The following is a 15,469-nucleotide window of genomic DNA, read 5'->3' as shown; positions in this document are numbered from 1 at the left end:
AATGATCAAGGTCACAGCCACGTCTCACCCTGAAGAGATATCAGGCCACGCAGCTCATCATCCGACATCTCGGTCAGCCAATTCTCACCTGAACCAACAACCTGTTCGGAAAGTGCCTTCTTGCTCTCAATCAGCTCATCAATCCGTTCCTCCAGTGTTCCCTGACAGATCAGCTTATGCACTTGCACGTTGCGATTCTGCCCGATTCGGAATACACGGTCCGTCGCCTGATTTTCAACCGCAGGATTCCACCACCGGTCATAGTGAACGACATGACTCGCCCGTGTCAGATTCAGACCTACACCTCCGGCACGAAGAGACAGGACAAACATGGACGGACCCTCTCCTTTTTGGAAGGTCTCCACCATCTCATCCCTTTGCGCCTTCGACACCCCACCATGCAGGAAATACGGTTCTTCCTCATATCGCTGTTTCAACCTCGACACCAACAGATCTCCCATAGCAACATACTGAGTGAATATCAGGGCCGATTCCCCGTTATCACGGATGGCGTCCAGCAGTTCAAGCAATCGTTCCATCTTACCGGATGCCTCTGCCTTGCCATGATCTTTCCGATTGCTGTCCGCCAGCACCGGATGATCACAGATCTGCTTGAGCTTGGTCAGGGAGGACAGTACAATCCCCTTCCGTGCAATGCCATTTCTGCCGTCCAGACCACCCATCAGATCATCCACCACACGCTGGTACAGCACTGTCTGCTCCGGCGTCAGAGAACAGTAGGATTTCAGTTCAAGCTTCTCTGGCAGATCCTTGCGAATATCCGGATCACTTTTCAGCCTGCGCAGCATGAATGGAGATACCAGTCGATGGAGTTCACGCAAGGAGGCTGCATTTTCTTCGGATGGCCCCAGTCCCGTATACCGCTGGCGGAACGATGAAGCTGTGCCCAGATATCCCGGATTGAGAAACTGGAAAATCGACCAAAGTTCGCTCAATCGGTTCTCTACAGGCGTTCCCGTCATCGCAATACGATGAAGTGTAGACAGGCGCATCACGCTTTGCGCTTGTTTGGTACGGTAGTTCTTAATATATTGTGCCTCATCCAGCACAATGGTGGACCAGTGCAATGAAGCCAGATCCGGGCCATCTCTGCCTGCCAGATGATAGGTCGTCAGTACAATGTCATGCGTCTGTGCTTCAGCCTGAAACTCATTCCCGTGCAACCGTTGTCCCCCATGATGAATATATAGCGACAGATCCGGGGCAAACCGCTTCAGTTCACGCTGCCAGTTTCCAAGCAACGAGGTAGGACACACAATAAGTGCAGGCAAATGATCAGGCTGCTCATTCGCAAGCTGATCCGCCGGGAAAGAATCATCGGATCCATCCAGCATTTCATACTCACGTGCTTCCTCTGCAGCCGCCTGGCGTTCTTCGTGTTTGCGATCCAGCAGACAGGTAATGACCTGAATGGTCTTCCCAAGTCCCATATCATCCGCAAGGCATACGCCAAAGCCCAGATCACGCATCGCGGATAACCATTGGAAACCTCTTTCCTGGTAAGGTCTTAGTTCACCATGCAACTCTGCCGGAACCTGACGAGGTTCAATGCTGCGAAGCACCTGCCCATCGAGCAGAAAAGCAAGCATCCCATCGGATTCGGCGCCAAAGACGGAAAGGCCCTTCCACGCGGAATCCTCCCCTTCATCCGCAGCCAGATGCAGCCATTCGGAGAGAGGCATATATTGTTCTTCTTCTTTTTTCATATAACGCAGGACTTGGCGAATCTCTTTTGTATCCACTTCAATCCACTCACCGCGGAACATGACGTAGGGAACTGTGGATTCAGCCAAAGCTGCCAGCTCCTCTGCGGTTACGGGCTTGCCATCCAGCATGGGCTCTGCTTTGAATGCAACCAATTGTTCCATGCCCAGTGCCGATGTGGCTCCAGGCAACCGCTCTGTTCCCCGATTCAACATCTGCAAACGAAGTCCTGCACGGCGTTTTCCGGCACGACTCCACTTTGAAGGCATGAGAACGGTTATGCCAGCCTTCTGCAAACGCGGAACCGCATGCGTTAGAAATTCAAAGAAACCCTGCTGTTCCAGCTTAATTCCCTCCGGACGAGCAGTAAGCAGCGCCGTCTCCAGTTCAGGTGCCAATTCTGCTGCTTGACCGAGCGCCATCAATAACTGCTCTGCCGCCGAGGTATATAACACTTTCCCCCGGTCCAGATCTCGCTCCGGATGGGCCCAGATGGTCCGCGCAGGCAGCCTCAGGCTTGGTTCCTGCTCACTGTCCACCCAAAAGCTGACTCCCCATATGGTTTCATGTTCGCCAAGTGGAGGCTCCAGACGGAGCGCCAGCTTCAATTGGCCTTCAGCAGGCGCCATCTCTTCTGCGCCGACGATCGGCATCGACGTTCCACCAACTTCTTGCAGCGTGTGAATAAATGCTGTCATATCATCCGTTGGCCCTTGCACCGTCACTGGACGGAACATCGAGATCAGACTGTTCCACCAAAGTTCGGCTACTGGCGAAGAGCCGCGTCGATATGGCGTGCGGTAACGGGACATTTCACTGTCCATGCCCTCCAGTTCACTTGTTACTACAGCATGAATCATGCCACTCATGAATGAAAATAATACCGCAGCTCCTGCTTCTTCACGCGTTTCCGGTTCCAATGAAGCATAAGCTCCAGGAGCAGAAAGCCCAATTGGAGGCATCGCTTCAGCCAGATCACGGAAGCGTTCAATATCATCCTCAGACTGCAAGCGCGGCCGCCATACACCTGTCAATGTCTCTTGCCCGGTCCGTCGCCGTGCTCCGGTCTTTGCTGCGAATTCAGCTGATGGAGCAATGGCTCCCCGCAACAGCAGCTCCTGTGTGAACTGCGCCGCTTTGATCCAGTAACGCATCTCTTCTCCAACCTGAATTCCGGCTGCATTAAACAAACGGTCATCCCATTGCAGCAGCAATCTAAAAGCATCCTTAGGCGAGACGGCCAACCCTTCCAATGTGCGCCCCAACAGTTGACGGCGCTTCGTGTTCTTGGCTTCAGCCGTGTTCCTCAGCGGATTCGGCCAGCGCAGCTCCGCGAGACGCAGAGCGGCAGGCTGAAACAGACGACCCCCGTCGCCAAAATTCAACCGTCTTACCACGTGGCTCCATGCATCCACACGCGGTTCCGATGTTTCACCGGAAAAACAAAAAAATACGTCACCAAGCCATACTCCATACAGCGATTGCATCATTAAAGTCTCCCGTCATCCCTTCGCATTGTTACTCTCCATCATATACGAAAATGACCGGATTTAAAAACCTTTGCCCACAAAAAGTGGTTATTTCAATCGTTATCGGCATAAAAAAATGTCCCTTCTCCCGAAAAGCGGATGAGGAACATTTGGGTCAATCCAAGGATAATACTGAGTATTGAAAGAATTACGGATCATTATCTTACGATGATCTGATCAAGCTGCCCAGCAATACATCCAGGTTCAAAATGCCTGCACGATGATCTGCACAGAACCCGATTTTGTCAAAAACGCCAAGCATGAAACGGCGGTGCTCCTCAGCAGGTTCTTCGAAACGATCGTAACTTACAACAGAATCAACCATATCGACGATCAGAGGTACGAATCCTCCTTTGTAAGGCACCACAATAATACGTGTAGAAGAGGTATCCTCCTGGTCCGGCATGCCTAACAATACACGAAGACTCACTACTGAAACTACCTTACCGTACAGCGAAGCAAAACCTCTGATCTCCGGACTTCCAAACGGGACCGTAGTCACCTGCACCATTCTGATGATCTCATGAACTTCATCAATGCGTAGGGCAAAGATCTGGTCTCCTACCGAAAAATTAATATATTGCATTCCCTCATCCATAGTTATCCCCATACCCTCTCATTCCGTATAATCAGACTACTTTCGTCTCATTAGATGTTACTTTGGTGTATCGGTTATTTTTGATCAAATGTTTAGGCTTCAGATCAATTTTGCCAACTTCAACAGGCGTTGTATTACAGTTTTGATGAGAGGGTGGAAATCCGTCGTTTCAAAATTGAGCGTAAGTAACCTGACATTCGATTTATTATTTTATATTCAAAAAAAACCAAAGAGTCGGCATTAAGCTGATCTTTGGCCTTTTTTATCCCCATATATTATGGATCTGTTTCTATGTTTTCAAATACTTGGAACAAAAACACGATATTCCTGTGGATAACTTGTTTTTTCACTTCAAAACGACTGTTTTATCGAATGAAAACAGGAGTTATACCTGTTTTGTGGATAAGTTGTGCACATATTGCACACATGCTGTGGATATGTTTAGCGTTTCATGTGGATATTCATTATTTTAATGTGGACATGTTGTGTATTTGTTTGTAAATCTGACGTAAAATCTGAATTTCCACTCCAGTTTATCCATTACTGTGGACACGTTGTGGACATGCTCAAATCCCTTCAGTACAGATACGCAGTTATTCAGTTATTCCACCAATTCACCCTGCCGCATGATCAGCTTGTCATCGATGTACACGTCAGGCTTTTGCACAACAGCATCAATATGTACACCCGCCGCAATCGTTCCACCGAATGTGTTATTGCTTCCAAAGGCGACATGGATCGTGCCATACACCTTCTCATCTTCCAGCACTACACCCGTGATTCGTGCCTTGTTATTGGTACCAATGCCGAATTCGCCGAGAAAGCGACCATCGCCATCTCCAAGGGTGTCCAGTAATTGAGCCCCGTCTGGTCCTTCAGCTGACACCAATCGCCCTTCCTTGACGGTTAATAACATCGGTTCGCGGAGTGCCCCAATTCCAGCAACGGAACCATCTACAACAATACTACCCTCGCCCTTGCCCTCAACGGGAGCAATATAAGCTTCTCCTGAAGGCAAGTTACCCGATTCACCGGGGTTCAAATACATGCCTGTACTTGGTACACCGTTACGATTCTCTATAGAAAAGGAAAGACTATGACCCTGCTTCTCTATTCGCACATGGCGACCTGCGGTTAACAGAGCCGTCACCTTCTCGGTCAACGCCTTCACTTGCGAATACTCAGCTGTAATGGCTCCATTCATGAACATATCCTCAGTCATGCCGGGCATCGTTGCCACTCGAGTCCCTGAAGCAGCGGCTTGTTTGCGTGCCTGGGTATGCGTTAATGAATATCGAGTTACACACACCGCTACATCTGCCCGAATCATGGCCTCTGAAATCGGTGCAGGCGGCTCTTCTCCGGATCTGCTGCGTTCCTCCATAATTAGCAGGACCGACTCCGCGCCAAGTGCTTTTCCTGCCTCATAGATGGATTCGGCCAAATCCCGTTTCATATCGTCTGCGACAACCACCAGATTTTCTCCACTGCGTAATCCCAGACACTCTGTTAGCACCTTTTTACTGGTTTCTACACGTTGCTTGCTCATATATTCATCTCTCCTGTCTAGGTTTCAGCTCTTCACAACTCGACTTGACCCCTTTCGACAATCGACCAGAGATTCCTGCATGGCCAAATCTGAGCTCACTTCAAGGTATCGGCCCATTCGGCGAGGATTGCAGCTGTCTCCTTATACTGAAATGTCGGAAAGTAATGTCCGTAGGGCACATCTATGCGTTTGACCTGTGAGTTCATATCCTGTGGATAGTGATATTCCCGATCTTCCTTGCCCCATACGACTAAAGTATGGTTGGTGTGATCATCAGCCCACTCTTTCATCCAGGAAAATGAACTGACTCTTCCCCGCTTGCCGGAGTGGATCCACCGCAACAAATCTGCATTTGCCCCCGCAATTCGGGGGGATTGGAGACTGGAGCGTATCCTTTTGGCCATCATATGGTCCATACCCTTTTTGTCTTCCCCACTGATATATACACTGAACATTCGCTCCCAACTCTTCTCCGATCGAAGACGAAGCAAAGACCGCATCACACCTCTTGGCAAACGGGAAATCCATCTTAGCACATTCGGATTCGAATTATTGGCAACTGGCTGAAGCAATCCCAGTCGAATGTCTGTCCGCCCACTACGCAACTGTGCGGCAGCCACGATAGCTGCGCCTATCGAATGACCCACCAGCTTCACAGGACCCTCGAACTCATCAAGCGCCTTGAGTAGTGTACCCACCTGACCTTCAAACGCTTCATCTACCTGATGTACAGGGGATCGTCCGAATCCTGCCAGATCCATTAACCAAACCGGGTTACCTGTCTCTTTCCAAAGCTGTTCTCCCAAAGGCAACATCTCATCGGCAGATTGAAGCAGACCATGCACAATAATCCACGGCTCTCCTTCACCCTCCCAACCGATCATAGCCATATTCCCACTCCGTGACCGGATATAATCTGCCGGAACATCCTCAGGTAACGGGGTATACCGAAGACGGTAGTCCAGATCTGCTGTAACCAACGGAAGCTGTTCCCTGATGTCCGGCCAGGATTGCCCCATACGTGTGAACAGCGCCTCCGTCTCCTCGACCGGGAATGACCTGTTGGTAATAAAAGCAACCGACTCCGCTGGAACACCAGTGAGGCGAGTGCCCCCTGATTTCATTGCCCATTGAATCCAAGGCAGTGGTACAGCTCCTTTGGGTTTGGGTACATCCAATTCATGTGCCAGAAGATGTAGTAGTTCCTTCATATTGGGACTGTCTTCCTTGCGTGCCAATAGTGGATAGGTTCCACCTGCCGGGTCTGCTTCCTTGGATAGAAAAACAAGCGTTCGTGCAACAATATCATTCTCCACCAGGGGTAACCAATAGGATGAACCTCCCGGCACTACGGGCATAAGTCGCTTTTGAATCGCCTGAATGAGCAGCCCAATCCCACCCGTTTGCTCCGTTTCCCCAGTCGGGCGCGGTCCAACCACAGTACTCGGATTCACAACGGATAAGGGATAGTTATACTCTTCCGCATGTTCACGAATAAGAAGATCGGCATGAAATTTCATCTCTTCATATGCACTTTCCTGATCACCCACATGGTCGACCTGAAGATAACCTCCCTGTTCGTTCCGCTGTCCATAGGGACTCATGAAACCAACCACGTGGATAAAGTGTCTCAGTCCTCGGGTACCGTGAATTTCTTGTGCAAGCTGGGCCACTTCTCTCGCCCCGTTCATGAATATCTGCTCAGCTACCTTTCGTTCTAGGGTAACGTCCATCGTTCCCCCGGCATGAATGATTACATTCGCTTCAACAACACGTTCCCGGTCCACTGCGGCAAGTCCAAGACCCGAGATGGATAAATCACCAGTAATAAAGATGATTCTGGTGAAATCCTTCACTCCATAAGCCTTCAACACCGTTCTGGCACGCTGTTCTGATCGAACCAGCAAGAGCAATTGTGCGTCTCCCTGCGCGAGTTGTTTGACCGTTTCTTTGCCGATAAAACCGGTGCTGCCTGTCATGAAAATAATTGTTGGTTCCATATCAGACGCGCTCAATACCTGATGAATTTTTGTTGAATTTGAAGCTAAGTTATCTTTAGTGGATACTTGGATCTTATGTACGTCCATTCCGTTATCGCTCCTTTTAGTACTATATAGTACTAGTTTTATTCAAAAAAAGAGCTTCGTTTACCGAAGCATCTGACAAAACGTACGTGCTGATTGTTCTATAATCCCTACATCACGCGCAGTTCCCGCAAGGATCAGTGAACCTTCCAATGCTGCAATAAATAACAACGCAGCCGGTCCCGGTTCAATTCCCTTGCGAAATTCTCCGCGATCCAAACCTTGCTGAAACAGCTTCTCCACCATCGGTCTAAGCTCACGAAAGAATCTGGATATGCTCTCCTTCACTTGGGGTGCACTGTCAGGTGTCTGCATATATAACGTGACAAAAGGGCAGCTCCCTTCGTAATTTCGGCCCTCAATACCTGCCGACAGCATTGCCATAAAATAGTAGATGCGCTCTTCCACTCCTCGCTCACGCTGACTGAGCAGCAGATACAGCTCCGACTCATACTGGGCAATCCAGTATTGTACCACGGCCTGAAGCAGTTCCTCCTTGTTTTTAAAGTGGTAATAGATATTAGACTTGGATACCCCACTCACTCGCACGACCTCATCCATGCTGACATAGCTGTATCCCTGACGCAGAAATAATTGTGCAGCCACTTCAACTGCCTTGGTCCGGTTCACCGGATTGGAACTCTTGGATTTCGCAGGTCCCGTGTTTATTTTTTGATTTGTCATATTTAGAACTATACAGTACTAGTTTGTTGAAAACAAGTATTTCTGTTAACAAAAGATCTTCTTCCGCTCAAACTAATCCATACTTGTCCACATTTAGAGTGTTATACACACAGGATATCCACATATGGTATTAACTCTGTGTTAAATACGTCATGAGATCGTTAACTGCTTTGGGTTATCCACATCTCTTCCGGTTGAACCACCAAAAAAGGCCAACCAGAACGTATCTGGCTGACCCTCCATACACTTTATACCCAATCTTGAACAACGGATTACCTCCTTCAAATCGAAGGTTTACTGTCCCCGGCAATAATCGACTCGGTGCCTTGAAGTGGCAATCTGTTCTCCAGTCGGATAGCGACAAACAGGATTATCGTCACCGTAACACCGATTGCTCCTAACAGCATGCCTGTGTTCTCCTGCCCCATAACGGACAGCGGTAGTGCCAGAACCAGCGGGACAACAGATCTTGTGAATTGAGTGGCGAACGTTGATCTTCCTGACCACTTCATGGTCTCTTCACGGCTGCGCAAGTTATCAAACATGACAGATCTTTGCATAATACGAGTCCGGTTAAACACAAACCCAAGCATGAATCCACAGATTAACGACACCGCAAACACCTGTACCGTGCCAACGATGATATCGATAACGCCGATCAGTATAAATAGATACATTGGAATTCGGTGTTCCCACTTACGAATCAGCGTTGCAAGAAAGGCACCAAGCCCCATCGCTGCTCCGATAGCCCCGTAACGGGATGAATCCCAATTGTAGATATCATGGAACAAAATCGGTACGATAAAATTGATTGCTCCCAATTGCACGGTTAATACAACTACCGCCAATATGGTCATGTTCAGTACTTTTTTTCGCACAGCGTCGGAGTACGTAATCTGCGGAGCCTCGGTTTTTTCTTTCTGTACGTTCTGCTCCGCCTGACCGGATCGGGACAGAATCGGAATGAGCCATGGAGCCATCATACCCACAGCCAGCGTCACCATCAGTACCGTTGAGATCATTGGCAACCCGCCTATACTGAGTAAAACTCCAGTTACCGCACTTCCTCCAAATGCACCAATCTGAATTGCAGTCTGCAAGTCATGCGAGGCCTTGTGTGATTTGATTTTCCCATCCAACACCATCTGGGACATGTAGATTTCCAGGCTCTGATTGGTCAAAAACAGAATCACGGAGAATACGCCACCAATCAGATATAAGCCATACACATTGGTATTGCCGGCAAATTGAATTAAAAACACAAGCAGAAACACAATACCCAGGATGCGTGCTAAGCTGAAAATCAGCAAGGGTCGTTCTTTAAGTGCAGTTTTGAGGAAAAAGCTATACTTTTGCAATAAGATAGGTACCAAACTCATGATCGTAATAATAATACTCAGATGAGTAATCGACCCACCCTGCTCCAGTACCGACCAGATCAGGGTAATGTTTAGAATGGTATCTCCACATAAGGTAATGGACAGGAAGAGGATGAATAAAATAGTCTGTATCATTGAAGCTGTCTCACCTCAGCAACTTGCAAATCCAGCTTTTGTTCCAGCAATCTTGCGGCTTGTTTTACCGATTCGATGTCCTCAGGACCCTGATATTTGGTACGTACAGACAGCAGACCTGTAATATCGAATCCCTTCGGAGCAGAATGGACCACTCTACCTTTGGCAGCAACCGGATAATACGCCCGGTACCTCACATCGTCTGCTGCCTCACCGCTGGCATTATTCAACACCTTGCCATCACGGTACACAAACTTGATACAGGTTGCGCACTTGGGAGCCGTTCTTTTCGCAAAATGGGCAGCCAACTTCTCCTCCCCCTGAAGACCACAAGCATGGGCGGTCACCAGATCTGTGCCGTACACATCGCGAATATTACGATAGACATGCCCACCACTGATACGGCAGCTGAACTCCACCACTTTATACTCATCGTTGGCGTTCTGCCTGGCTTCAACGTTAAACAGCCCATTTACAAGTTTCAGACCTGTGCATATTTGCTGAGCCATCTCGCAAAGTTCTTGTTCCACATTGGATTCTCCCTGAAAAGGTAGCGTATATTCGTCCTCTTCAAAGTAAGGACCTGGCATTCTGAGCTTGTTATGGACTCCCCCCAGATAAAACCGTCCATTCACAACTACGCCATCCAGCGTAATCTCTTCCCCGGGCAGGAACTCTTCAATCAGCGCTATTGCAGGACATTCCTCGTCAAAATATAGCCCCGATTGCGAAATGGCAAGTTGCGAGATACTATCGAAGGCCTCCTTCAATTCGGGATACGAATGAACGAGCGCAACATGGCTGCTGGATGCGGCCAATGTGGGTTTAATAATAACCGGATAGCCTACACTTGCCGCCGCTGAAACAGCCTCATCCAACGTATTTACAGCATAAAATTCAGGACAGGCCACGTCCTCCTGTTTCAAGAACTGACGCTGTCTGGACTTGTCTCTGGCAATTTCGGCCGCTTGGACAGGAATATCCTGTCTTCCCAGCCCTTCATTCAGTCTCGCATTCAGTACAATATCCGTTTCCTGCCAGGTAATGAAAAACGGAACGCCTAATTGTCTAGCCTGCAAGATCATTTCTTCCACATTCTCGTACTTGGGAATATGCTGAACAGACCGAAAGCGCGGATCTTGTTCATATCCAGAAACAGAGGTCCATAAATGGACCTCTTCGAAAATTCTCCCCAGGGCTTCAATATGATCCCCGTGCAGGGAAAAACCTTTTCTCATAAGCAAACCAACGGAGGAACGAGTCATGCCAGAACCTCTTCTTTCGGCTGCTCCACAAACTCCAAAGCGATAATGTACAACGTTCCATTCTCCCCGGCTTTGGAGGAATGCACCGTATTAGCCGGAAGCAGAATGCGGTCACCAGGCGTGCAATGCAGTTCTCCTTCTTCAGTGAAGAAGGTAATATCTCCATTTATAATCAAAAGTGTTTCGTCTGTAGGATGGGTATGGGATTTGTGCTCCCTGAATGGTGTATCTCTTTGTACCTCTACCGAACCGGTTACAGGCAGCAATTGCATTACAGCTTCTTCAAGTGTTACGTCAGACCCTTTGATATATTGAACTGAACTCATAGTATTCCTCCTCATATGATGAAATGGGCATTGCGCTGTAGCGGAAACTTCGTTGGTATCTGGAATAAAATATTGCAGCCACTCTCGATTATTCGGATCCCCATAGATCCCTAGATGAGGGAATGGATCAATTGCATCGTATTGCCGAAGCAAGCTTCGCACCAAATCCTTGGATTTATCTCCTTTTGGTGTTCCCAAGCCAATCGAATCAAAGACCCATCGGGGTTGAAAGGTAATCATGTATGTATTGGCACGTCTGCTCCTTCTGACCTCATGTGCTGGTGTGTTACAAACGACAAAAATGGGTTCCCCATGAAAGCAAAATTCCCACAAGGGATCCTTCTCTTCATTCGGTATGAACTCTGGCCATTCTTTCAAGTCAATGGTGTGCAGCCGGGTCAGGATGGACCAAAATGTATGCTGATATTCATCGATGGATAGATCCTTATCAATATTAAAGAACGTGACCATGGAGGTGTAGTTTCCAAAGCTCCTTGCCTGTTCCACGTATTCTCTCAATGCCTTTCCCAGTTCTTCTATGGAATGGTCATTCACATCATCAAAAAAGGAGAAACGTAGCTCATTACGGTTAAGTCCCATGGAACCAAATATGCAGGGAAACCGTGGATTATCACCAGTCATGTCCTTCTCAAAATGCTCAAATTCCTGCTTTCTCCAATCATGACTACCCAGTCTCTTCACATCAGCGTTATCTAGCAACAACCCAAAGCCCTCCTAGAATGGTTTTATTGGTGAACCAGGACAAACTTGTCATGTAGTTCTAGAAGTTGTTTTCTAACGAATTCGATATCTGGACCTTCCACAATGGCATATCCGGATCGGGACATCGTATCTCGACCACCTGAAATGGACTGACCCGATGTATAGTTAATTCGAATATCAATGAGTCCTTCCATCGATTTGAAATCTTCTGCGGATGAGATACTTTCGATCTTGCCTACAGCAGATGGGAAGTTAACCGCACCTGTGTACTTGCCTGTATTAACCAAGGCTGGAGCTTCATATATTCCAAGTTCTGTTTGAATGGCTGCATCAAACAAGTTCACCTGATGGGAATTCAACACCATAGGCGGAATGATGACAATGCCTCCAATGCGTGCTCCAATCTCTCCAAAGCAGATCTCCCAATTCGGCAGAAGGAATACCTCTGCATGGAACACACTGTTACGTATTCCGAGTGTCCGTATGATCTCTTCATTGAACGACTGCATCCGTTCCACATATTCATAATGTGTGTTAGCGGGATAACAGATCGTGCCGGAAGGGCGATCATTCTGGACAATCTCAAGACAATTAAACAAATATTCAGAGACGGAGGAAAATACAAGCTCACCTTCTGAAACGATCGAATCAATATGGAACTCCCTACCCGTAATGAATTCCTCAATGAGCACTGATTCCCGATTCCAGGATTGGCTGATATACTTCTCAAGCTCCTCTTGATTATTGAGCTTGTACGTCATGATCGTCGCCCAGCCGCTAATCGGTTTGATAATGATGGGAAAACCAATGCCTGCGACAATCTTTCTGATCTGTACTGCATTGGACGCAATACGCGTCTGTGACGTGTGGATTCCCGCCTGCCGCAATGTTTCCTTCATGATCCATTTGTTCCGAACCGTCTCGGCCTGATTCTTTTGAATACCAGGTATGCCAAAACGTGATCTGAGATACCCACCGGTCTCTACCACATTTTCGGTCGGGGCAATGACGCGCTCCACATCATATTCATCCAAAATGCGCTCAAAAACCTCTTCCACCTGATCAATCCGAGTAATATCCTCCACTTCGAACACAGCACTGAACAACCCTTCTGGTAAAGAATAAAATTGTTCATATCCCTTCTCTACTAACAAAATGTTGGTTGTATCCGATATGTTGGACAACGCTTCGAGAAACCCCGTTTTGGTGTTCATTCGCTTGTCACACAGAAATACAATATCTCTCATAAAGAACTTCACCTCCAATTCAAAATTCTTAACTATCTGTTATATTTTTCTATAATATGGATATAACATGGAACTGTCAATCTAAAAATTACAAATATTTAAAATTCGGCTATTTGTTGCCACGCCGTGTACTAACAACAGGTTGTAGACATCATACAAACACCTCCACCATCTGTATTAGTCAATCTGTTACTTCATATTTGCACTTTTTAACTGGGAATTTTCACATCAAAAAAGGTGACTCCAATTCATCCGGAGTCACCTTTTTTATGTTTTTTCTTATTCCCACATTTATTAATCGAGTGGATGGGACCTGTTATTTTTTCAGACTATCCCAGTTCTGTTGTAATGCATCAAGCAATCCGGCTTTATCCGATTTGCCTGCAACGTAAGCCTGAATCGTGCTGCCATACTCTTGTGGAACGCCTTCAGGGAAACGGTTGAAGTTCCAGCTGAGGGTTTTATTTTCCTGGCTATACTTCATGATCTCTGTGGCGAGGTCACCCAGATCTTCCTCGGATGCCGTGATGGAACTGAACGCCGGAATGAACTTGAATTCTTTCGTCATGTATTGTTTCCCGATGTCCGAAGTTACGAGCCACTCCAGGAATTCTTTTGCTTCCGGTTTCACTTGGGAATTCTTATTTACCACCCAGTAGTTCGGTACGCCGACAAACAATTTGTCATTGGGTTCATTGTTAATTGGCATTGGCAGGATACCCAGATTCAGATCGGGATCAATTCCATCGATCTGTACTTGAGTCCAGTTCCCTTGCTGCATCATCGCGGCTTCTCCACTCGCAAACAACGTAACTTGCGTATTGTAGTCGGTTGTCAGCGGGTTTTTATTGCTATATTTCAGCGTTAAGTCGAGCAAGTTAATCCAGTCGTTGAACACCTGATTGCCAGGGATTTTCTCCGTGCTTTCGTTCAATCCCTGGATGAATTTCACCGGATCTGCCTGATTGGCAAATGCCACGTTTACGTTATGATTGCCCAGCACCCACCACTCCTGATATCCGTTCGAGAACGGGGTAATGCCTGCGGCTTGAAGTTTCTGTGCAGCTTGATCCAACTGTTCCAGTGTCGTTGGAATTTCGGTAATACCCGCTTTTTGGAAGAGGTCTTTGTTATAAATGAAACCATAACCTTCCAGCGCGAGCGGCTGTCCATAGAGCTTGCCGTCTTTGGTCATTGGCTCTTTAGCTACTTCGAGCGCATCTTTGGCCCATGATTCTCCAGACAGATCTTCCAGATATTCAAGCCATGTATCCAGTTCACGATATCCACCTACGTTGAAAATGTCCGGTTGTTCGCCTGCGGCAAACTTGGCTTTCAATGCAGCACCGTAATCACTACCACCACCTACGGTTTGAATGTCCAGTTTAACGCCTGGATGTGAGGATTCGTACTCCGCTTTGAGACGATTAAGCGCTTCCGCAATCTCAACTTTGAATTGGAAGATTTTAATAGTTTTGTCCCCGGCAGCAGCTTCGCTACCACCTTGAGCATCCGTGTTGACCGGACTGCCACTCTTGTCCCCATTGCCACATCCCGCGAGCATTACCGAAAAAGCAATCAGCATAAGCAACGTCAACTTCGTCATTCTTTTCATACATACACTCTCCCTATAGTAGTTTCAGTATAACAGTTCCACTAATGCATATTTACACTGGCACTCCGATGACAGAATAACCTTCCCCTGAAGCGTGTTTTCATTCTAACGAACCGAGCGCACGTTATTCGCACCTATTTGCACAGGCTCACATTCTAACGAATCACAGCGACGTTATTTCGTCGATTTGGTCGAATTTTAAGGCTCTGACGCCGTTTTTCACCTGAATAACGTTCCTGAGATTCGTTAAAGTTTGTATTCCTTGATTATCCACCTATTAAGATGCGGTGGATTCGTTAGCGCTTTGAAAAAGGAGCATACCATCACTCTGTACAAAAAGTTCCTGGCTATACACGCTTCTTTCTTGGTCATTTCTCTTTATTGCTCTCTTCCCCAGAAATCATGCCCAAGCTATGCGGGCATGACTTCCCTTTGCACACCTCCATGCGAGGTGGGAGCAAAGGGATCAAGAATGCGTTGCAGGAGCGGAGCGTTCGCCTTTGAACCTCGGTGGCTTCCTTGCCCTAATACATTCTGGCCACCGAGGAGCAACAGCGACCGAAAGCGCAACTTGAGCCCGCCGGCGACCCTGCCCTCGCTCCTTCTCTGT

At 47.6% G+C, this 15,469-nt stretch carries 10 protein-coding genes; all 10 read right to left on the bottom strand.

Annotation, left to right across the window (positions count from 1 at the left end):
- Positions 1–11: 11 nt before the first annotated feature.
- Positions 12–3,215, bottom strand: a complete 3,204-nt coding sequence (locus tag MKZ12_RS02895; RefSeq protein ID WP_339258644.1) for a DEAD/DEAH box helicase — start codon at positions 3,213–3,215, stop codon at positions 12–14.
- A gap of 202 nt (positions 3,216–3,417) precedes the next feature.
- Complete coding sequence (locus tag MKZ12_RS02890; RefSeq protein WP_339239346.1) at positions 3,418–3,840, bottom strand: chemotaxis protein CheW; 423 nt, start codon at positions 3,838–3,840, stop codon at positions 3,418–3,420.
- Between the two features lie 613 nt (positions 3,841–4,453).
- A complete protein-coding gene (locus tag MKZ12_RS02885) occupies positions 4,454–5,401 on the bottom strand; it encodes an aminopeptidase (protein ID WP_339258642.1) in 948 nt (315 codons plus the stop codon).
- A gap of 95 nt (positions 5,402–5,496) precedes the next feature.
- Positions 5,497–7,488: an alpha/beta fold hydrolase gene (locus MKZ12_RS02880; RefSeq protein WP_339258640.1), complete on the bottom strand. Its 1,992-nt coding sequence runs from the start codon at positions 7,486–7,488 to the stop codon at positions 5,497–5,499.
- Between the two features lie 60 nt (positions 7,489–7,548).
- Positions 7,549–8,115, bottom strand: a complete 567-nt coding sequence (locus MKZ12_RS02875) for a TetR/AcrR family transcriptional regulator (RefSeq protein WP_339258638.1) — start codon at positions 8,113–8,115, stop codon at positions 7,549–7,551.
- Between the two features lie 335 nt (positions 8,116–8,450).
- Positions 8,451–9,683: an MFS transporter gene (locus MKZ12_RS02870; RefSeq protein WP_339258636.1), complete on the bottom strand. Its 1,233-nt coding sequence runs from the start codon at positions 9,681–9,683 to the stop codon at positions 8,451–8,453.
- A complete protein-coding gene (locus tag MKZ12_RS02865; RefSeq protein ID WP_339258634.1) occupies positions 9,680–10,948 on the bottom strand; it encodes an ATP-grasp domain-containing protein in 1,269 nt (422 codons plus the stop codon). The genes MKZ12_RS02870 and MKZ12_RS02865 overlap by 4 nt, the downstream gene beginning before the upstream one ends.
- The gene (locus MKZ12_RS02860; RefSeq protein ID WP_339239337.1) at positions 10,945–11,997 is read right to left on the bottom strand and encodes a YqcI/YcgG family protein; all 1,053 of its coding nucleotides are present in this window, start codon (positions 11,995–11,997) and stop codon (positions 10,945–10,947) included. Before MKZ12_RS02860 ends, MKZ12_RS02865 begins: the two co-directional genes overlap by 4 nt.
- Before the next feature lie 23 nt (positions 11,998–12,020).
- Positions 12,021–13,244: an ATP-grasp domain-containing protein gene (locus MKZ12_RS02855; protein ID WP_339258632.1), complete on the bottom strand. Its 1,224-nt coding sequence runs from the start codon at positions 13,242–13,244 to the stop codon at positions 12,021–12,023.
- Positions 13,245–13,560: 316 nt separating this feature from the next.
- Positions 13,561–14,859, bottom strand: a complete 1,299-nt coding sequence (locus MKZ12_RS02850; RefSeq protein ID WP_339239333.1) for an ABC transporter substrate-binding protein — start codon at positions 14,857–14,859, stop codon at positions 13,561–13,563.
- Positions 14,860–15,469: the final 610 nt, after the last annotated feature.

The sequence above is a fragment of the Paenibacillus sp. FSL R5-0713 genome (assembly GCF_037973325.1).
Classification (GTDB): domain Bacteria; phylum Bacillota; class Bacilli; order Paenibacillales; family Paenibacillaceae; genus Paenibacillus.
Note: the sequence above shows the minus strand (reverse complement) of the source record. Positions and strands in the feature narration are given on the sequence as shown.